General features: G+C 65.8%; 28 protein-coding genes. 27 read left to right on the forward strand and 1 reads right to left on the reverse strand.

Annotated elements, in window-relative coordinates; genetic code table 11:
• The first annotated feature begins 43 nt into the window (after positions 1 to 43).
• The 27 genes from rpmC (at position 44) to MUO23_01885 (ending at position 16,707) form a co-directional block, all read left to right on the forward strand.
• Complete coding sequence (gene rpmC, locus MUO23_01755; GenBank protein ID MCJ7511678.1) at positions 44 to 259, forward strand: 50S ribosomal protein L29; 216 nt, start codon at positions 44 to 46, stop codon at positions 257 to 259.
• Positions 256 to 597 (forward strand): 30S ribosomal protein S17, encoded by a 342-nt coding sequence (gene rpsQ, locus MUO23_01760; protein ID MCJ7511679.1) that lies wholly within the window; start codon positions 256 to 258, stop codon positions 595 to 597. The genes rpmC and rpsQ overlap by 4 nt, the downstream gene beginning before the upstream one ends.
• Positions 594 to 965, forward strand: a complete 372-nt coding sequence (gene rplN / locus MUO23_01765; protein MCJ7511680.1) for a 50S ribosomal protein L14 — start codon at positions 594 to 596, stop codon at positions 963 to 965. The genes rpsQ and rplN overlap by 4 nt, the downstream gene beginning before the upstream one ends.
• A 12-nt stretch (positions 966 to 977) precedes the next feature.
• Positions 978 to 1,304, forward strand: coding sequence for a 50S ribosomal protein L24 (gene rplX / locus MUO23_01770; protein ID MCJ7511681.1), 327 nt, complete (start codon positions 978 to 980; stop codon positions 1,302 to 1,304).
• 21 nt (positions 1,305 to 1,325) lie between these two features.
• On the forward strand, positions 1,326 to 1,874 hold the full coding sequence (gene rplE, locus MUO23_01775) for a 50S ribosomal protein L5 (protein MCJ7511682.1): 549 nt from the start codon (positions 1,326 to 1,328) through the stop codon (positions 1,872 to 1,874).
• A 1-nt stretch (position 1,875) separates the two neighbouring features.
• A complete protein-coding gene (locus MUO23_01780) occupies positions 1,876 to 2,058 on the forward strand; it encodes a type Z 30S ribosomal protein S14 (protein MCJ7511683.1) in 183 nt (60 codons plus the stop codon).
• A 20-nt stretch (positions 2,059 to 2,078) separates the two neighbouring features.
• A complete protein-coding gene (gene rpsH / locus MUO23_01785) occupies positions 2,079 to 2,492 on the forward strand; it encodes a 30S ribosomal protein S8 (protein MCJ7511684.1) in 414 nt (137 codons plus the stop codon).
• A 33-nt stretch (positions 2,493 to 2,525) separates the two neighbouring features.
• The gene (rplF, locus tag MUO23_01790) at positions 2,526 to 3,071 is read left to right on the forward strand and encodes a 50S ribosomal protein L6 (GenBank protein ID MCJ7511685.1); all 546 of its coding nucleotides are present in this window, start codon (positions 2,526 to 2,528) and stop codon (positions 3,069 to 3,071) included.
• 2 nt (positions 3,072 to 3,073) lie between these two features.
• On the forward strand, positions 3,074 to 3,439 hold the full coding sequence (gene rplR, locus MUO23_01795) for a 50S ribosomal protein L18 (protein MCJ7511686.1): 366 nt from the start codon (positions 3,074 to 3,076) through the stop codon (positions 3,437 to 3,439).
• Between the two features lie 30 nt (positions 3,440 to 3,469).
• Positions 3,470 to 4,009: a 30S ribosomal protein S5 gene (rpsE, locus tag MUO23_01800; GenBank protein ID MCJ7511687.1), complete on the forward strand. Its 540-nt coding sequence runs from the start codon at positions 3,470 to 3,472 to the stop codon at positions 4,007 to 4,009.
• Positions 4,002 to 4,199: a 50S ribosomal protein L30 gene (gene rpmD / locus MUO23_01805; GenBank protein MCJ7511688.1), complete on the forward strand. Its 198-nt coding sequence runs from the start codon at positions 4,002 to 4,004 to the stop codon at positions 4,197 to 4,199. Before rpsE ends, rpmD begins: the two co-directional genes overlap by 8 nt.
• A 6-nt stretch (positions 4,200 to 4,205) precedes the next feature.
• A complete protein-coding gene (gene rplO / locus MUO23_01810) occupies positions 4,206 to 4,652 on the forward strand; it encodes a 50S ribosomal protein L15 (GenBank protein MCJ7511689.1) in 447 nt (148 codons plus the stop codon).
• Positions 4,653 to 4,683: 31 nt separating this feature from the next.
• Positions 4,684 to 6,021 (forward strand): preprotein translocase subunit SecY, encoded by a 1,338-nt coding sequence (secY, locus tag MUO23_01815; protein MCJ7511690.1) that lies wholly within the window; start codon positions 4,684 to 4,686, stop codon positions 6,019 to 6,021.
• An 8-nt stretch (positions 6,022 to 6,029) separates the two neighbouring features.
• A complete protein-coding gene (locus MUO23_01820; GenBank protein ID MCJ7511691.1) occupies positions 6,030 to 6,692 on the forward strand; it encodes an adenylate kinase in 663 nt (220 codons plus the stop codon).
• Complete coding sequence (map, locus tag MUO23_01825; GenBank protein ID MCJ7511692.1) at positions 6,689 to 7,597, forward strand: type I methionyl aminopeptidase; 909 nt, start codon at positions 6,689 to 6,691, stop codon at positions 7,595 to 7,597. The genes MUO23_01820 and map overlap by 4 nt, the downstream gene beginning before the upstream one ends.
• Positions 7,594 to 7,707: a 50S ribosomal protein L36 gene (gene rpmJ / locus MUO23_01830; protein ID MCJ7511693.1), complete on the forward strand. Its 114-nt coding sequence runs from the start codon at positions 7,594 to 7,596 to the stop codon at positions 7,705 to 7,707. Before map ends, rpmJ begins: the two co-directional genes overlap by 4 nt.
• Positions 7,708 to 7,710: 3 nt before the next feature.
• Positions 7,711 to 8,100, forward strand: a complete 390-nt coding sequence (gene rpsM, locus MUO23_01835; protein MCJ7511694.1) for a 30S ribosomal protein S13 — start codon at positions 7,711 to 7,713, stop codon at positions 8,098 to 8,100.
• 106 nt (positions 8,101 to 8,206) lie between these two features.
• Positions 8,207 to 8,611: a 30S ribosomal protein S11 gene (gene rpsK / locus MUO23_01840; GenBank protein MCJ7511695.1), complete on the forward strand. Its 405-nt coding sequence runs from the start codon at positions 8,207 to 8,209 to the stop codon at positions 8,609 to 8,611.
• A 22-nt stretch (positions 8,612 to 8,633) separates the two neighbouring features.
• Complete coding sequence (rpsD, locus tag MUO23_01845; GenBank protein MCJ7511696.1) at positions 8,634 to 9,272, forward strand: 30S ribosomal protein S4; 639 nt, start codon at positions 8,634 to 8,636, stop codon at positions 9,270 to 9,272.
• A gap of 33 nt (positions 9,273 to 9,305) precedes the next feature.
• Positions 9,306 to 10,280, forward strand: coding sequence for a DNA-directed RNA polymerase subunit alpha (locus MUO23_01850; protein MCJ7511697.1), 975 nt, complete (start codon positions 9,306 to 9,308; stop codon positions 10,278 to 10,280).
• 6 nt (positions 10,281 to 10,286) lie between these two features.
• Complete coding sequence (gene rplQ / locus MUO23_01855) at positions 10,287 to 10,664, forward strand: 50S ribosomal protein L17 (GenBank protein MCJ7511698.1); 378 nt, start codon at positions 10,287 to 10,289, stop codon at positions 10,662 to 10,664.
• Positions 10,665 to 10,667: 3 nt separating this feature from the next.
• A complete protein-coding gene (truA, locus tag MUO23_01860) occupies positions 10,668 to 11,537 on the forward strand; it encodes a tRNA pseudouridine(38-40) synthase TruA (GenBank protein MCJ7511699.1) in 870 nt (289 codons plus the stop codon).
• 17 nt (positions 11,538 to 11,554) lie between these two features.
• Positions 11,555 to 12,010 carry a 50S ribosomal protein L13 gene (rplM, locus tag MUO23_01865; protein MCJ7511700.1) on the forward strand — a complete coding sequence of 152 codons (456 nt, stop codon included), beginning with the start codon at positions 11,555 to 11,557 and terminating at the stop codon, positions 12,008 to 12,010.
• Positions 12,007 to 12,399: a 30S ribosomal protein S9 gene (gene rpsI, locus MUO23_01870; protein MCJ7511701.1), complete on the forward strand. Its 393-nt coding sequence runs from the start codon at positions 12,007 to 12,009 to the stop codon at positions 12,397 to 12,399. Before rplM ends, rpsI begins: the two co-directional genes overlap by 4 nt.
• 86 nt (positions 12,400 to 12,485) lie before the next feature.
• Positions 12,486 to 13,931, forward strand: coding sequence for a nucleoside triphosphate pyrophosphohydrolase (mazG, locus tag MUO23_01875; GenBank protein ID MCJ7511702.1), 1,446 nt, complete (start codon positions 12,486 to 12,488; stop codon positions 13,929 to 13,931).
• A 117-nt stretch (positions 13,932 to 14,048) separates the two neighbouring features.
• Positions 14,049 to 15,662, forward strand: a complete 1,614-nt coding sequence (pckA, locus tag MUO23_01880) for a phosphoenolpyruvate carboxykinase (ATP) (GenBank protein MCJ7511703.1) — start codon at positions 14,049 to 14,051, stop codon at positions 15,660 to 15,662.
• Between the two features lie 172 nt (positions 15,663 to 15,834).
• Complete coding sequence (locus MUO23_01885; GenBank protein MCJ7511704.1) at positions 15,835 to 16,707, forward strand: toast rack family protein; 873 nt, start codon at positions 15,835 to 15,837, stop codon at positions 16,705 to 16,707.
• Positions 16,708 to 16,817: 110 nt separating this feature from the next.
• Here MUO23_01885 and MUO23_01890 read toward each other — a convergent pair.
• Positions 16,818 to 17,057: hypothetical protein (locus MUO23_01890; GenBank protein ID MCJ7511705.1), on the reverse strand; the 240-nt coding region annotated here is incomplete at its 5' end.

The following is a 17,057-nucleotide window of genomic DNA, read 5'->3' on the forward strand; positions in this document are numbered from 1 at the left end:
CAAGTTCGCCAAGCGGACCGATCTGACGGGAGGCGAGTAGGCTATGAAAGCCGAAGATATTCGCGCCCTCTCGACGGAAGAAATCCGCTCCAAGCTCGACGATGCCCGCCAGACCTGTTTCAAGCTGCGCTTTCAGTTCGCAACCGGGCAGCTGAGCGATCATACCCGGATGCGCGCCGCCCGCAGGGACGTGGCTCGTTTCGAGACCATCCTGCGGCAGCGCGAGCTGGCGGCGCAGGCCGAGGGGAGTGAGGCATGAGCAACAATCGACGCCGTATGTCGGGTGTGGTCACCCGGGCCAAGATGCAGAAGACAGTCACGGTGCAGGTTGACCGCAGCTATCGCCACCCGCTGTACGGCAAGGTGGTGCACGCCCGCAAGATGTTTCTGGCGCACGACGAGCTCGGCTGCCGGCCGGGGGATCTGGTGCAGATCCTCGAGAGCCGGCCGATCTCGGCCCGCAAGCGGTGGGTGGTCGAAACGATCCTGCGGCGCGCCAGCGAGGAGCAGTTGGTGGCCGCATCCGTGGTAGAGGCCGGCCTCCCCGACCTCGAGCCGGCCGAGGCGGCAGTTGCGACGGCGGAGGGGGATGCATGATCCAGCAGGAATCCCGTATCAAGGTGGCCGACAACACCGGCGGGCGAGAACTCCTGGTGATTCGCATCTTGGGCGGCTCGCGCCGGCATTACGGCCGGGTGGGCGATGTTGTGGTGGCCACCGTTAAGTCCGCCGCACCGCATGGGTCGGTCAAGAAGAGCGAGGTCGTCAAAGCTGTGGTCGTGCGCACCGCCAAGGAGTATCGGCGCGAGGACGGCTCGTACATCCGCTTCGACGACAATGCGGCGGTGATCCTGGATGCGGATACCATGAACCCGAAGGGGACCCGCATCTTCGGCCCGGTCGCCCGCGAGCTGCGCGAGAAGGGGTTCACCAAGATCGTCTCGCTCGCGCCGGAAGTTCTGTAGGAGGCTGTGGCGGTGAATCCAAAGATACGGCGAGGGGATACAGTCGAGGTCATCACCGGCGCCTACCGCGGTGTGCGGGGCGAGGTGCTGCGGGTGCTGCCCAAGGAAAGCCGGGTGGTGGTCAAGGGCATCAATACCCGGAAGAAGCACCAACGGCAGGTGCAGGCAGCCGGAAGGACCGTCACCCCAGGGATCATGACGTTCGAGGCGCCGATCAGCCTCTCGAAGGTGCTCCTGGTGTGCCCGAAGTGCGGCAAGGCATCCCGGGTCGGCATCGACCGCGAAAGCGGCAAGGCCCGGCGGGTGTGCAAGAAATGCCAGGCCGTCATTGACGCCTGAGGGTAGGGGAGTTCGATAAGTATGGCTCATCACATGAAGGAGCGCCACCAGCAGGATGTGGCGCCGGCACTCACGAAGGAATTCGGCCTCGACAATCCGATGCAAGTCCCTCGGATCGAGAAGGTGGTGGTGAACATCGGCGTCGGGGAGGCGCTCGACAACGCCAAGGCGTTGGATTCGGCGGTGGCCGATCTGACGCTGATCACTGGCCAGAAACCGGTGGTGACCAAGGCCCGCCGCAGTATCGCCGCCTTCAAGTTGCGCGAGGGACGGTCCATCGGGGTCAAGGTAACTCTGCGCGGTGAGCGCATGTGGTCATTCCTGGACCGGTTGATCAATGTCGCCCTGCCGCGCACGCGTGACTTCCGAGGCGTGTCGGGCGACAGCTTCGATGGGCGCGGCAACTACACCCTGGGCATCCGGGAGCAGATCATCTTTCCGGAGATCCAGTACGACAAGATCGATAAGGTGCGCGGCTTCGAGGTGACAATCGTGACCAGCGCGCCCAATGACGAGCAGGCCCGGCGCCTGCTTCAGCTGATGGGAATGCCGTTCGCGAGGGGCGTGTAGCATGGCGAAGAAGTGCATGTCGATCCGAGAAACCCGGCGCAAGTATCCGGGCCGCGTCCGCAACCGCTGTCGATTGTGCGGTCGGCCGCGCGGCTACTACCGCCGGTTTGAAATGTGCCGCATTTGCCTGCGGGAGCAGGCCCTGGAGGGCAAGATTCCAGGCCTGGTCAAGTCATCCTGGTAGCACTGGCAGGAGTGGTAGCCATGGTAGTCACTGATCCAATTGCTGACATGCTGACGCGGATCCGGAACGGCGTGATGGCCGGTCATAAGATCGTCAGTATCCCGGACTCGAAGATCAAGCAGGCCATCGCCCAGATCCTGGTGGACGAGGGCTTTGTGGAATCCTTCGAGCAAGCCTCCGCCGAGCAGGGGATCGGCCGCGTCTTGCGGCTGAACCTCAAGTACGTGGGGGAGCGCCGGGAACGCCATCCCGTGATCGCCGGCCTCAAGCGTGTCAGCCGGCCGGGGAGGCGGGTATACGTGGGCAAGCAGAAGATCCCCTGGGTGCGGTCGGGCCTCGGCGTGGCGATCCTGTCCACGCCCAAGGGCGTGATGACCGGCCTGCGCGCCCGCCGGATGGGTCTCGGCGGCGAAGTCCTGTGCCATGTGTGGTGATCGCGGCATAAGGCGGGGTAAGAGGAGGCCAGCGTGTCGAGAGTAGGACGAGCCCCGATCAGCATCCCCGGCGGCGTTCAGGTGGACATCGACGGTCAGGATGTCGTGGTCAAGGGGCCGAAGGGTGAATTGAAGAAATCGTTCCGTCCCGAGATGACGCTGGTGCTAGAGGGCGCCATCCTGCGGGTGGAGCGCCCTTCCGATGCGCCGAAGGTCCGGGCGCTACACGGCCTGACGCGGGCCCTGCTGAACAACATGGTGCTCGGCGTCAGCCAGGGATTTGAGCGCACGCTGCAGGTCGAAGGCGTCGGCTACCGGGCGGAGATGAGCGGCAAGGACCTGGTCCTGAACGTCGGCTACTCGCATCCTGTGAAGATCGCCGCGCCAGAAGGGATCTTCTTCCAGGTGGAGGATCGGACGCGCCTCATCCGGGTGGCCGGGGCCGACAAGGAACAGGTGGGTCAGGTGGCGGCCGACATCCGGAAGGTGCGCCCGCCCGAGCCCTACAAGGGGAAGGGCATTCGCTACAGTGGCGAGCATGTCCGACGCAAGTCCGGGAAGGCGGGCAAGGTAGGCTAACTATGGCCAACAAATCACGCGAGCAAATGCGCAAGCGGCGGCACGCCCGCGTCCGGAAGAAGGTCGAGGGCAGCAGCGAACGCCCGCGCTTGAACGTCTATCGCAGCCTGGCCGGCATTTTCGCTCAGGTGATCGACGACAGCCTGGGGGTCACCCTGGCATCGGCGTCGACGCTGGATGCCGAAATCGGGGGGCAGGCCAAGGGCCAGAAGAAGACCGAGCAGGCCCGGCTGGTAGGCAAGGCGATCGCCGAGCGCGCCCGGGCGAAAGGGATCAGCAAGGTTGTCTTCGATCGGGGCGGCTACCGCTATCAGGGCCGCATCCAGGCGCTCGCCGATGCGGCGAGGGAAGCCGGCCTCGAGTTCTAGGGGTAGCCGGTATTCTAGGCGGAGTGAGTTATGGCTAGAAATGACTTCCGAGAGCGACTCGAAGAGCGAGATGAACTGGACGAGCGCGTCATCGACATCGCCCGCGTGGCGAAAGTGGTCAAAGGCGGGCGCCGGTTCACCTTCCGCGTGACCGTAGTCGCCGGCGACCACCACGGCCAGGTCGGCCTTGGCGTGGGCAAAGCCCGCGGCGTCCCTGACGCCATCCGCAAGGCAACCGAGCGGGCCCGCAAGAACATGGGCCCGATCACCATGGCCGGCACGACGATCCCGCACGAGCTGATCTCGAAGTACGGCGGGGCCAAGGTGATGCTCAAGCCGGCCTCGCCCGGCACGGGCGTGATCGCCGGCGGGGCCGTGCGGGCCGTGCTCGAAGCGGCCGGCGTGCGCGACATCCTGACCAAGTCCCTCGGGAGCTCCAGCGTGCTGAACGTGGCCAACGCCACCTTGGCCGGCCTGCAGAAGCTGCGGCAGGTGGAGGCCGAGGCGGCGATGCGCGGCAAGTCAGCCGACGAGCTGAGGCCGTTCTGGGAGCGCAAACGCCATGCCTAAGAGCGGCACCTCGACTGGGAAGATCCGGGTCACGCTCGTCCGGAGCCCGATCGGCTACAGCCAGCGACAGAAGCGGACAGTGCGAGCCCTCGGGTTGCGCCGGCTGAATCAGACCATTGAACACGCCGACAACCCGGCCGTGCGGGGCATGGTGGCGAGCGTCAACCACCTGGTCAGGCTGGAGGAGTAGCGCGGTATGAATCTGCATGATCTCAAGCCAAGGCCGGGCGCCAAGAGGGCCCGGACACGCGTCGGCCGCGGCATTGCCGCCGGCAAGGGCAAGACGGCCGGCCGCGGCACCAAGGGCCAAGGCGCCCGCGCCGGCTCCGGAGGCAAGCTGTACCGGCAGGGCGGCAATCTGCCGTTCTACCGGAGCCTGCCGGTCAAGCGCGGCTTCACCAACATCCGCCGCAGGCAGTGGAACGAGGTCAACCTCGACCAGTTGGCGCTGTTCCCTGCCGGGACTGAGGTGACGCCGGATGTGCTGGCCCAGGCCAAGCTCATCGACCCCGGCAAGCCGATCGTGCTCCTCGGCCGTGGCCAGACCCAGTCGGCACTAATCGTGAAGGTGCACCGCGTCAGCCGAAGCGCCCGCGCCAAGCTCGAGAAGGCGGGCGGCAGGGTGGAGATCCTCCCCGCCTGATGTCGACCTTGCCGCTCGAAGGGAGCCTTGCATGAAGCGTTCGCCGCTGCGCTTTCTGACCATCTCGGCCGACATCCGCAACCGGCTGCTGATCTCGGCCGGTCTGCTGACGCTATATCGCCTCGTGGCGCACGTGCCTGTTCCCAACATCAACCAGGCGGCCATCCAGGCCGTGGTATCGGGCGCCGGCAGCCAGTCGCAGTTGCTGGGCTTGCTCGACCTGCTCTCGGGGGGCACGGTCACGAACTTCTCGGTCCTGGCGATGGGGGTGTATCCATACATCACCGCCCAGATCATCCTGCAGGTGCTGGTTCCAATCATCCCCTCGCTGCAACGCAGAATGGAGGAAGACCCGCGCGAAGGCCGCAAGTGGATGGAGCGCTGGACGTACCTCCTGGCCGTCCCGATGGCTACCCTGCAGGGTTACAGCCAGATCCGCATCTTTGAGCAGACCGCCATCGCCGGCGGGCAGGTCATCCTGGTGGAGCCGATTGGCATGAACCTGGCCACGGCGACGATGCTGATCAGCATGACTGCCGGGACGATGTTCGCCATCTGGCTGGGTGAGCTGATCTCTGAATTCGGCATCCGCAACCAGGGCCTGTCGCTGATCATCTTCGCCGGGATCGTTGCCCGCATTCCCGCTCAGTTTGGGCGCATCCTGGCCGACGAGCAGACCCGGGTGGCTCTGGGGCTGTTCATGGCGGCCCTGACCGTGTTCACGATCTTCGCCATCATCATCGTCCAGGAAGGCCGCCGCTTGATCCCCGTCCTGTATCCGGGACGCCGGGTGGGCAACCGCATGTCCATGCCGGTGCGAGGCACCCTGCCACTGATGGTCAACATGGCGGGCATGATCCCGCTGATCTTTGCCCAGGCGATCTTGACCTTCCCCTCCATCCTGGCGACGTTCTTTGTGAATGCCCAGGCGGAATTTCTGCGCAACCTGGGCTTGTGGCTGCAGAACGCCGTCAGTCCGTCGAACGGCGCCTACTGGATTACCTACTTCATCTTTGTCGTCTTCTTCACCTTCTTCTACACCGATGTGCTGTTCCAGCAGCAGAACTACGGGGAGAACCTGAAGCGTTCGGGGGCGCAGATCCCGGGAGTAGCCCAAGGAGTGCCCACCCAGCGCTATCTCACGCGAGTGCTGCGCCGGATCACGCTGCCGGGGGCCTTCTTCCTGGGCCTGGTCGCCATCCTGCCGTTCCTGGTGACCGTGTTCTTCCCGGCGGCCCAGGCGGGCGGTGGGTTGCTGATCACCTCGGCCGGCCTACTGATCGTGGTGGGTGTCGTGCGCGATGTGTACCGGTCAATCGAAGCCGAACTTAAGCTGCGCGGCTATGACTCCGCAGTCCTGGTGCGTTAGGAGCGCGGGTGAAGCGGTACGTCGTGTTGATCGGCGCCCCAGGTGCCGGAAAAGGTACTCAGGCCAGGGCGCTCAGCGCCGCCCTTGGCCTGGCGCACGTGTCGAGCGGCGACCTGTTCCGCGAGCACCTTAAGAACCAAACCGATCTGGGCAAGCTAGCCGACACCTACATCCGGCGAGGCCACTTGGTGCCGGACGAGGTCACGGTCGGCATGGTCAAGGCTCGACTGCAGGAGCCGGACTGCGGCGCCGGCGCCGTGCTGGACGGTTTCCCGCGAACCCCGGCCCAGGCCGCTGCCCTCGACAAGCTGGCGACCGGGCTGGAAGGCGAGGTGGCCGCGGTCGTCCTGCTCAACGTCCAGCCGGACATCCTGATCGAGCGCCTGTGCGGCCGATGGGTGTGCCGGGCAGGCGGCCATATTTATCACCAAGTGGCCACTCCGCCCAAGACTCCGGGCAGGTGTGACTTGGACGGGTCGGAGTTGTACCAGCGGGACGACGACCGGCGCGAGACCGTCAACGAGCGGCTGCGGGTGTACCTGGAGCAGACGCAAGTCCTGGTGGACTACTATCGGAAGAGAGGCTTGCTGCTCGAGGTCGATGGAAGCCCGAAACCCGAGGTCGTCACGGCCCGCTTGCTGACGGTGGTGGAAGACAAGGTGAAGGCATGAAGTATCCCGCCGCTCTGGCCGGTGCCTTCCCGCCCGGACTTCGTGCGCAGCGAGGGGTCGTGCTGAAGAGCGACCGCGAGCTAGACCTGATGCAGGAGGCCGGGCGGATCAATGCTCTGGCCCTGGCGGCTGCGGCCTGCCAGGCCCGGCCTTCCGTGCGCACGGCCGAGCTGGATGAGGCGGCGGCCGAAGTCCTGCTGCGGCATGGGGCCAAGGCCGCTTTTCTGGGGTATGGCGGCACGATCCCGTACCCGGCGGTGACGACGATCAGCGTCAATGAAGAGCTGGTACACGGCATCCCGGGGGACCGCCGTCTCCTGCCCGGGGACATCGTCAGCATTGATTGCGGCGCAGTTGTCGAGGGTTTCGTGGGCGACTCGGCGCTGACCCTGGCGGTGGGGGAGGTTTCGGAGGAGGCGCGCCGCCTGATCGAGGCAACGCTGGGGGCGCTGTTGGCGGGCATCGAGCATATGCGGCCCGGCCAGCGAACCGGCGACGTCTCGGCTGCGGTCCAGAGCACGGTGGAGGCGGCCGGGTTCAATGTAGTCCGCGAGTACACCGGACACGGAGTCGGGCGGGCCATGCATGAGGATCCGCAGGTGCCGAACTACGGCACGGCAGGGACAGGCCTGGCTCTCAAGAAGGGCATGACGATCGCCTTGGAGCCGATGGTTCTCGCTGGCCGGCCGGCGACCCATGTGCTGCGCGATCAGTGGACGGTGGCCTCGCTCGATAGCCGGCTGACTGCCCATTTCGAGCATACGGTGGCGGTAACTGCCGATGGCCCTCGGGTGCTGACCAGTCTGCCGTCAGGCCTGGACTCGGGGCTGCCAGAAGGATATAATAATTACTTTGCTGGCTGGCCGATGGCCAGGGAAGCCGACCGGGGGAGTGTGGGTTCATGAAAGTGTCCTCTTCAGTGCGCAAGCGTTGTCCCAAGTGCAAGCTTGTGCGGCGCCGCGGCAAAGTCTATGTGATCTGCGAGAATCCTCGCCACAAGCAGCGACAGGGGTGATACATGGCACGGATTGAAGGCATTGACCTGCCGCGCGACAAGCGAGTCGAAATCGGCCTGACCTACATCCACGGGATCGGGCGCACGACGTCGCGCAAGGCGCTGGCGGAGGCGCACATCGACCCCAATCGTCGGGTTCGGGACCTGACCGAGGACGAGATCGCCGCCCTGCGGGACTACATCGGGCAGAAGGTGACCGTCGAGGGCGACCTCAGGCGCGAGGTCCAGATGAATATCAAGCGCCTGATCGACATCGGCTGTTACCGAGGGCTGCGCCACCGCCGGAACCTGCCGGCGCGCGGCCAGCGGACCCGTACGAATGCCCGCACCCGCAAGGGGCCCAAGAAGACAGTGGCTGGGCGCGGTCGGCGCCGCGGCGCCAAGAAGAAGTAGCCGGAGACGGATCCCGGCTCGCCCCCGGACGGGACTCCTTCCTCCCGTACGGCTGACCGGTGGGCACTGTCGGGTCCGGAGCCATCAACGGAGCGAGAGAAGGTCCATGGCACGAACGACAACTCGAACTGCCCGCAGAACGGGAAGCAAGAAGGCCCGGCGAACCCTGTCGCATGGACAGGTGCATATCCACGCCACCTTCAACAACACCATTGTGACGATCACCGACACCCAGGGCAACGCTGTCCTGGCGGGAAGCGCCGGCGCGGCAGGTTTCAAGGGTTCGCGCAAGAGCACCCCCTACGCCGCCCGGCTGGCGGCGGAGCGGGCGGTGGCGGCAGCCACCGACCTCGGGCTGCAGGAGGTCGACGTGTTCATCGTGGGGCCGGGACCGGGCCGCGAGGCGGCCATCCGCGCCGTCCAAGCCTCCGGCGTGCGCGTGCGCTCGATCAGCGATGTGACCCCTGTGCCGCACAATGGCTGCCGACCGCCGAAGAAGCGTCGCGTCTAACTGAGGAAGGGAATCTGCAAGGATGGCAAAGAATATTGATCCAGTCTGCAAGCTGTGCCGGCGAGAGGGCCAGAAGCTGTTTCTCAAGGGCCAGCGTTGCTTCACCCCCAAGTGCGCTTTCGAACGCCGCGGGTTTCCACCGGGCGAGCACGGCAGGGATGCGCAGTTCAAGCGCCGCCGGGTGTCGGACTACAGCCGGCAGTTGCGGGAGAAGCAGAAGGCGCGCCGCGTCTACGGCGTCACCGAGAAGCAGTTCCGCCGCTACTACCGGGCTGCGCTTCAGCGCCGCGGCGTGACGGGCGAGAACCTGCTGGAGATGCTGGAGCGGCGCCTCGACAACGTGGTCTATCGCCTTGGGTTGGCCGAGAGTCGGCCGCAAGCCCGCCTGCTCGTGACGCACGGTCACTTCAATGTCAACCTTCGCCGAACGGACGTGCCGTCGATGATCGTCAGGCCGGGGGATGTGGTCGAAGTCCGCGAAGGGTCGCGTTCACGCACCTATTTCAAGGGATTGACGACCACTGCCGAAACGCGCACCGTGCCCCGTTGGCTGGAGCGCGATCTGAAGACCCTCAGCGGCAAGGTCCTGCAGGCGCCGGAACGCAGCGATGTCGATGCCAGCCTGCACGAACAGCTGATCATCGAGTTCTACTCTCGCTAGGCGAAGCATGGCTGGGAAGCGGGGAGGACCGAAGTGGCAATAACGACAACCATGGTCATGCCCAAGATCGAGCGCGAAGCTGTAGCCCGGAATTACGGGAAATTCGTTATCAGCCCGCTGGAGAGCGGATACGGGATCACCCTCGGCAGCGCGCTGCGCCGGGTGCTCCTTTCCTCCCTCGAAGGCGCGGCCATCACGTCAATCCGGATCACTGACGTGGCGCACGAATTCTCCGATGTTCCCGGCGTGCGCGAGGACGTCCTGCAGGTCATCCTCAATATCAAGCAGCTGCGCCTGATCCTGCATGAGGGGGAGAGCTCCCGCCTGAGGCTGGAAGTCAAAGGTGAGGGCACGGTGACCGCGGCCGATGTCTACACGCCGGCCGAGGTCGAGATCGTCAACCCTGAGCTGTACCTCTTCACCGTTGACGACCCCAAGGCGCATCTCGAGATCGAGATGACGGTCCAGCGCGGCCGAGGCTACTCGCCCTCGGACGAGCGCGGGCGACTGCCCATCGGGGAACTTCCGACCGACGCCATCTTCTCACCGGTGCGTCGCGTGCAGCACGAGGTGGGGAGGGCGCGAGTCGGCCAGGACACATCCTACGACAGCCTGGTGATCGAGATCTGGACAGACGGCACGATCAAGCCTGAGGAGGCCCTCAGCCGCAGCGCGCAGGTCCTGATCGCCCACCTGCGCGACATCGCCGGAGTGACCGAAGATAGCCTTCAGGCGCTGGCGGCACAGGCGGAAGCGCCCAAGCTTCCGAATGAAATGTACGAGACCCCGATCGAGAACCTCGACCTGTCGGTGCGTGTCTTCAACTCGCTCAAGCGAACCGGGATCACGACCGTAGGTGAGGTGCTCGAGATGTTGGAGAAGGGACCGGAAGCGATGCTTTCGATCCGCAACTTCGGGGACAAGAGCCTGGATGAGTTGAAGGCCCAGCTGCGGGTCAAGGGGTTCCTCGAGGCAGAGCCCGAGGCCGCCCCGATGGAACTGGAGTAGGCTGGAATGAGGCATCAAGTCGCAGGGTATCGGCTGGGGCGGACGGCCGGCCAGCGGACTGCGCTCCGGCGCAGCCTGATCACCGAATTCTTCCGCAACGAGCGCATGCGTACCACGCGGGCCAAGGCTGCCGCCATCCGCGGCTCGGCCGAGCACTTGATCACCCTCGCCAAGCGCGGCAACGCCGCCGGCGAGTCCAAGATGGTTCATGCCCGGCGGTTGGCGGCCGGCAGGCTCAATGACCCGGCCGTGGTCCGCAAGCTCTTTGATGAGATCGCTCCTCGCTACGCCAATCGGCCCGGCGGCTACACCCGGGTGATCAAGCTTGGCGAGCGAGCCGGAGATGCGGCGCAGATCGTGTTGCTCGAGTTGGTCGAGGAGTAGTCTGTGCCCGTGGGGCCCACGGCAGCGCCGGAACTCCACCGGGCGCGCAGCCGTAGGAGCTCCTGGCAAGAAGGACAGGCGAGCACCTCAGAGTGCCCGCCGAAGGCAACTTACAAATCCATCGTCGCTTATGACGGTACCGGCTTCGCCGGGTTCCAGCGCCTGGGGGAGGGCCAACGCACCGTTCAGGCGGTGCTCGAAGCCGCCCTGCACTCCCTGGGGTGGCAGGAGCCTCGCCTGTTGGCCGCCGGGCGCACCGATCGCGGGGCACACGCCCGCGGACAAGTGATCGCCTTCCGGCTGACGTGGCGCCACGCGCCTGAGGCGTTGACGGCGGCCCTGAATGCCGCCCTGCCAGGGGACGTGGCGATCCGGGAAACCCAGCCGGTCCCCGACAGCTTTCACCCGCGGTTTGGGGCGCTCAGCCGCCGGTACTCGTACGCGGTGTTCTTCGACCGGCTGCCGGATCCGCTGCGCCAGGGCCATGCCTGGCGGGTGTGGCCGCCGCCTGATCCGGAACCGTTGGCCGAAGCCGCCCGTCGCTTGCGTGGAATTCGCGACTTCGGGGCGTTCGGGCGGCCGCCGATAAGCCATGGGCACACGGTCCGGACTGTCTTGAGTTGCGACTGGGACATCGGCCCGCAGGCAGGCCGGTTCGAGATCGAGGCCGACGCCTTCCTGCAGCATATGGTCCGGCGGCTGGCGGCGGCGACGATGGCGATCGGCCAGGGGCGGGCGAGCCTGGAGAAGCTGCAGGCGAGCCTGGACAACCAGGATTGTCCCTGGCCGGGGAAGCTGGCGCCGGCCTGCGGGTTGTGCCTGGAGGCTGTCAGGTATCCGGTGACGATGCCGGCGACGAAGCAAGAGATGTGAGCACCAGGAGTTGGACCGTGCAGAAGACCTATTATCCGAAACCGAGCGAGCTGGAGCACCAGTGGTACCTTATTGACGCCGCAGGCCAGAACCTTGGCCGCATGTCGACCAGGATTGCCCGGCTGCTCTCCGGGAAGGACAAGCCGATCTTCACACCCGGTGTGCATACCGGTGACTACGTGATCATCGTCAACGCCGAGAAGGTTGCTGTCACCGGAAAGCGGCTGGATCAGAAGGTCTACTACCGGCATTCGCAATATCCTGGTGGGCTGAAGAAGATCACACTTCGAGCGCAACTCGAAAAGCACCCGGAGCGTGTGCTCCAGGCCGCAGTGCGTGGTATGCTCCCGAAGAACCGGATGAGCCGGCAACTTCTATCGCATCTGCACGTGTATGCCGGCCCGTCTCACCCGCATGCGGCGCAGCAGCCGAAACCGCTGGCCTTGGGCCTCGAAGGAAGGGATCGCAGATGACAGGCAAGTTCTACGAAGGGGTTGGCCGGCGCAAGACCAGTTCTGCCCGGGTGCGGATCTCGTCGGGGACCGGCAGCTTCATCGTCAACGACAAGGGGTTGCGTGAGTACTTCCCGCGTGGCGGAGACGCCGAAGCCATCCTGGCTCCGCTGAATGCCGTCGGGATGGAGGGCAAGCTCGACGTCACCGTCAAGGTGAAGGGCGGCGGGATCACCGGCCAGGCGACGGCGGTCTCCAATGGCGTCGCCCGGGCCCTGCTCGGCCTGGACCCCGAGTTCCGCGGCGCGCTGCGTGGCGGTGGATTCCTGACGCGAGACGCACGTGCCAAGGAGCGCAAGAAGCCCGGTCTGAAGCGAGCCCGCAAAGCGCCGACGTACACCAAGCGCTAGCCTCACAGCGAGCACGCTCACCGTAATGACGATCACCGGCCGGGGAAGGATCTCCGGCTGGTGCCGTTGAATCTAAGGAGCGCCCCTTGCCCACTCTGCACATTGTCGGCCTGGGCCCTGGCTCGCCAGCCCTGCTCACCGAGCAGGCGAAACTGATCCTCGGGTCCGCCTCGGAAGTCTTGCTGCGCACGATGCATCCGGCTGTCGAGGCTATTCCCCCTTCGGTCCCCGTCCGGACGTTTGATCCCTTGTATGAGACCGCCGATTCCTTCGAGCGGGTGTACGAGCAGATCGTCGAGGAGGTCGTGGCGCGCAGCCAGGCCAGGGTGGGCTGCGTGTACGCCGTGCCAGGGGATCCCAGTATGGGCGAGGCAACGGTCGCCGAGCTTCTGCGGCGCGCCGCTCGGGGGGATCTGACTGTGCATGTAGTGCACGGCATCAGCTTCCTGGGGCCTTGCCTGGCGGCCCTCGGCATCGACGGCCTCGACGGATTGTTCGTGGCCGACGCCCTGGAACTGGCCAGGCTGCACCACCCGCCGTTTCCCCCGGACCGCAATGCCCTGGTGGGCCAGCTATACTCGCGGCTGGTGGCCTCCGATGTCAAGCTGACGCTGATGAACGCCTATCCTGAGGGACACCCCGTGGCCCTGGTGGATGCCGCCGGAACGTCGGAGGCGCGGGTCCAGCGGATGCCGCTGCATGCGATCGATCGATCGGAGGCAATCGGCCCGCTTACCGCCCTTTTCGTTCCGGCCCTGGCCCCGGGGCATTCCCTCGAGGCCTTCCAGGAAACCGTTGCCCACTTGCGCGCCCCAGAGGGCTGCCCGTGGGACCGTGAACAAACCCATGCCACCCTCCGGCCACACCTGTTGGAGGAAGCCTACGAAGCGCTGCAGGCGATTGACACGGGGGACGTGCCGGCACTCCGAGAGGAACTGGGCGACTTGCTGCTTCAGATCGTGCTTCAAGCGCAGATCGCCGTTGAGGACGCCGAGTTCAGCCTGGGGGATGTCATCCACGGGATTGAGAACAAGATCCGCCGGCGCCATCCTCACGTCTTCGGCGATCTACAGCTGGAGGAGGTCGACCAGGTGCTGCGCAACTGGGAGGCGCTGAAGGCGTCGGAGCGGGAGGAGGCCGGGCTGGGCAGGGGCTTGCTCGAGGGCGTCCCCGCTGGGCTGCCGGCGCTGGCGCAGGCGGCCGAGATCCAGGCCCGCGTGGCCCGAGTCGGATTCGATTGGCCGCAGGCCGACGGAGCGCGGCGGAAGATCCTGGAGGAGCTGGACGAGATCTCGCAGGCGGGTTCGGAACGGACGGCCGAGGAGGTCGGGGACCTGCTATTCTCGGTCGTCAACTACGCCCGCCGGCTGGATGTGGACGCCGAGACCGCCTTGCGAACGGCCATCGGCCGGTTCCGTCAGCGGTTCGCCAGGGTCGAAGCCCTGGCGCATCAGGCGGGCAGGGAGGTCTCGGGCATGTCCCTGGCAGAGATCGACGCCCTGTGGGAGAAGGCGAAAGCCGAGGGGTTGTAGCCGCCAAGCGCCGGCCGGATGGCGGGTTAGGCCGGCTGCCGGGCTGTCAGGGAAGCGCAACGGCGCACCGCCCCCAGGGTTACATTCCCCAGCGGCTCACCCGGTGAGGAGGAGAACATGGCAAACGCGATCGGATTCCCCAGTGCGCACGGGCTGGAGCATCATGGCCTGCGTAACCTGGACACCGTCTACTGGACCCTGCCATCGCCGGCGCTGGTTGAGCGAATCGTTCGGCGGCGCGAGGGGCTGCTGGCGCATCTGGGCCCGGTGGTCGTGCGCACAGGCCATCACACCGGCCGCTCGCCCAATGACAAGTTCATTGTCCAGGATGGGACGGTCGACTCTGAGATCTGGTGGGGGCCCATCAATCGCCCGATGGACGAAGCGCGCTTCGAACGCCTGGCGTTGCGGTTGACGGCCTACTTCCAGGGCAGGGAGGTCTACGTGCAGGATGTGGTAGCCGGCGCTCACCCGGAGCATCAGGTCCCGGTGCGGGTGATCACCGAAACCGCTTGGCACAGCCTGTTCGCGCGCAACATATTCTTGCGCCTGCCGATCGAGCGCCTGTCCAGTCACGTCCCTCGTTTCACCATCGTGGACGCGCCCCGGTTTCATGCCATCCCCGAAGAAGACGGCACCAACTCCGAGGTTTTCATCGTCATCAACTTCGAGCGCGGCTTGATCCTGGTCGGCGGAAGCAGCTACGCCGGCGAGATCAAGAAGGCAGTCTTCACCGTGATGAACTACCTGCTGCCCAAGCAGGGCGTGCTCTCGATGCACTGCTCGGCGAACATCGGCGCCGCCGGCGATGTGGCCCTGTTCTTCGGCCTCTCCGGCACCGGTAAGACCACGCTGTCCTCCGATCCCGATCGCCGCCTGATCGGTGATGACGAACACGGCTGGGGGGAGGATGGTGTCTTCAACATCGAGGGCGGCTGTTATGCCAAGACCGTTCGCCTCAACCCGGTCCTCGAGCCATTGATCTGGGAGGCAACCCGCCGGTTCGCCACCGTCCTGGAAAACGCCGCCATCCGTACCGACACCCGGCGGGTGGATTTCGATGACATCAGTCTGACGGAGAACACGCGGGCGGCCTATCCCCTGGGGTTCATCGACAATCACGAGCCCTCCGGCCGGGGAGGCCATCCGAAGAACATCTTCTTCCTGACCGCCGATGCCTTCGGTGTGCTCCCTCCGTTGGCCAGGCTGACCCCCGACCAAGCGATGTACTACTTTCTTTCCGGCTACACCTCCAAGTTGGCTGGCACGGAGAAGGGCTTGGGAAGCGAGCCGCAGGCCACCTTCTCGGCCTGTTTCGGGGCACCGTTCCTTCCGTTGCCGCCCTCCGCCTACGGCCGACTGCTCGGCGAGAAGCTCGGACAGCACAGGGCGATCGTGTGGCTGATCAACACGGGTTGGACCGGCGGCGCATTCGGCAGCGGCGAGCGCATCCAGCTGGGCTTCACCCGGGCGATGATTCGAGCCGCCCTGAGTGGATCATTGGAGGGTGCAGCCTATCGTACGGATCCCAACTTTGGGCTGGCCGTCCCCGAGCACTGCCGGGATGTGCCGGACGAGATTCTGGAGCCTGGCCGCACGTGGGCGGACGAGAAGGCGTATGACCATCAGGCGCAGGTGCTGGCCGGCCGGTTCGCCGCCAACTTCAAGCAGTTCGCCGGCGAGGTCTCTCCGGCGGTGGCGCAGGCCGGACCGCGGCCGAACCGCGGCTGACTAGGCCCGAAACCGTCGGCCCGTCCGGACGGGTCAACCCTTGTCGCCGTGCTCCTCTCCCGCGAGGGGAGCACGTGTGCTTCCCCCGGCAGCCAGCTGGGGCCCAGCGGCAGTGCGCAACCGCCAAGGCCCCGATGCGTACAGGGTACAGACATGTTCTGCGAGGTGGCGTATGAAGAGGCATATTCTCCCCCTGGTCCTGCTCTCGCTGGCGGTCGCCAGCCTGGCGTGCAGTCTAACCGTCCCGATACCACCTTCGGACATCAAGGTGGGCCCGACCGAAACTCGGGACCTTAGGATCGAGCCGGTTGGCGCGCCGGGGGACACGGCGCAGGTTGAACTGGGAATGGGCGCCGGGGAGCTGGTCCTCCGCCCGGGCGCGGGGGACGCCCTGATCAGCGGGACGGCGACCTTCAACATCTCGGACTTCGAGCCTCAGGTTGAGATCGACGGCACCCGGGTAGCCGTGAACCAGGGCGACCTGCAACTCGTGGGCATCCCTGACCTGCGCGGTGAGGAGATCATCAACCGCTGGGATCTCAGGCTGGGCAAGCAGCCAATCGCGCTAAGGGTGAATGCCGGAGCCTACAAGGCGGATCTGGATCTCGGCGGCATCAGCCTGGTAGGGTTGAACGTCTCCGATGGTGCAGCCTCCGTGCAGCTCACTTTCTCGACGCCGAATCCTGTCTCGATGGATACGCTGCGCTACACTACCGGCGCCTCCAATGTTCGCCTGGACGGATTGGGCAATGCCAACTTCTCCGACATGCGCTTCGAGGCTGGGGCGGGGAACTATATCTTGGACTTCGGGGGTGAGCTCCGGCAGGATGCCGAGGTCAGGATCGACACCGGGCTGAGCAGCCTGCGGATTATCGTCCCCAAGGGAGTCCCAGCGCGGGCCGAAGTGCGGGGTGAACTATCCGAGGTCAAGGCCGAAGGCGAGTGGACCGGATCCGGCACGGCCTTCGCCCATCCCGGCGAAGGGTCGATGCTGACGATCATTATCAACAGCAGCTTGGGCAGCGTCCGACTCGAGACCGACTGAGCAGCCTTCTCCGGCCGCCTGTCAGCCAATCGGAATCGATACCTCCCCTGTGCCGAGCAGGGGAGGCATCTCTTCCGGAGGGAAGATCACTCGCCTGGGCGAGTGCTAGGCTACTGCCGCGGCAGGCTCCCCATCGGGGCCGAAGTACCGGGGCGGAGATCAACCTGCTTCCGACGCAGGACCTCCAGCGCCGTTGCCCGCAGGGTCTGGGCAGAGAGCGCATCAATGCGCTGCTGGTCCGGGTGGGGTTTGCGCAGCTCGTCGATCGGTGTGGCCTGCATGGCTGCCTCCAGGCGGGGAAACGCTCCCCAGCCTGGCAGGTAAGGTGCAAGTTCCGGGCCAGGCTGGCA

It is taken from the genome of Anaerolineales bacterium (assembly GCA_022866145.1).
Classification (GTDB): domain Bacteria; phylum Chloroflexota; class Anaerolineae; order Anaerolineales; family E44-bin32; genus PFL42.

What these genes read in the sequence shown, in the direction of transcription:
- rpsQ (MCJ7511679.1), top strand. Translation starts at nt 256, where the DNA reads ATGAGCAACAATCGACGCCGTATGTCGGGTGTGGTCACCCGGGCCAAG.
- pckA (MCJ7511703.1), top strand. Translation starts at nt 14,049, where the DNA reads ATGGCAAACGCGATCGGATTCCCCAGTGCGCACGGGCTGGAGCATCAT.
- rpsH (MCJ7511684.1), top strand. Translation starts at nt 2,079, where the DNA reads ATGGTAGTCACTGATCCAATTGCTGACATGCTGACGCGGATCCGGAAC.
- rplR (MCJ7511686.1), top strand. Translation starts at nt 3,074, where the DNA reads ATGGCCAACAAATCACGCGAGCAAATGCGCAAGCGGCGGCACGCCCGC.
- MUO23_01885 (MCJ7511704.1), top strand. Translation starts at nt 15,835, where the DNA reads ATGAAGAGGCATATTCTCCCCCTGGTCCTGCTCTCGCTGGCGGTCGCC.
- rplN (MCJ7511680.1), top strand. Translation starts at nt 594, where the DNA reads ATGATCCAGCAGGAATCCCGTATCAAGGTGGCCGACAACACCGGCGGG.
- MUO23_01780 (MCJ7511683.1), top strand. Translation starts at nt 1,876, where the DNA reads ATGGCGAAGAAGTGCATGTCGATCCGAGAAACCCGGCGCAAGTATCCG.
- rpsI (MCJ7511701.1), top strand. Translation starts at nt 12,007, where the DNA reads ATGACAGGCAAGTTCTACGAAGGGGTTGGCCGGCGCAAGACCAGTTCT.
- rplO (MCJ7511689.1), top strand. Translation starts at nt 4,206, where the DNA reads ATGAATCTGCATGATCTCAAGCCAAGGCCGGGCGCCAAGAGGGCCCGG.
- secY (MCJ7511690.1), top strand. Translation starts at nt 4,684, where the DNA reads ATGAAGCGTTCGCCGCTGCGCTTTCTGACCATCTCGGCCGACATCCGC.
- rpsE (MCJ7511687.1), top strand. Translation starts at nt 3,470, where the DNA reads ATGGCTAGAAATGACTTCCGAGAGCGACTCGAAGAGCGAGATGAACTG.
- rpsK (MCJ7511695.1), top strand. Translation starts at nt 8,207, where the DNA reads ATGGCACGAACGACAACTCGAACTGCCCGCAGAACGGGAAGCAAGAAG.
- rpmC (MCJ7511678.1), top strand. Translation starts at nt 44, where the DNA reads ATGAAAGCCGAAGATATTCGCGCCCTCTCGACGGAAGAAATCCGCTCC.
- rpmJ (MCJ7511693.1), top strand. Translation starts at nt 7,594, where the DNA reads ATGAAAGTGTCCTCTTCAGTGCGCAAGCGTTGTCCCAAGTGCAAGCTT.
- rpsD (MCJ7511696.1), top strand. Translation starts at nt 8,634, where the DNA reads ATGGCAAAGAATATTGATCCAGTCTGCAAGCTGTGCCGGCGAGAGGGC.
- rplQ (MCJ7511698.1), top strand. Translation starts at nt 10,287, where the DNA reads ATGAGGCATCAAGTCGCAGGGTATCGGCTGGGGCGGACGGCCGGCCAG.
- map (MCJ7511692.1), top strand. Translation starts at nt 6,689, where the DNA reads ATGAAGTATCCCGCCGCTCTGGCCGGTGCCTTCCCGCCCGGACTTCGT.
- rplE (MCJ7511682.1), top strand. Translation starts at nt 1,326, where the DNA reads ATGGCTCATCACATGAAGGAGCGCCACCAGCAGGATGTGGCGCCGGCA.
- rpmD (MCJ7511688.1), top strand. Translation starts at nt 4,002, where the DNA reads ATGCCTAAGAGCGGCACCTCGACTGGGAAGATCCGGGTCACGCTCGTC.
- rpsM (MCJ7511694.1), top strand. Translation starts at nt 7,711, where the DNA reads ATGGCACGGATTGAAGGCATTGACCTGCCGCGCGACAAGCGAGTCGAA.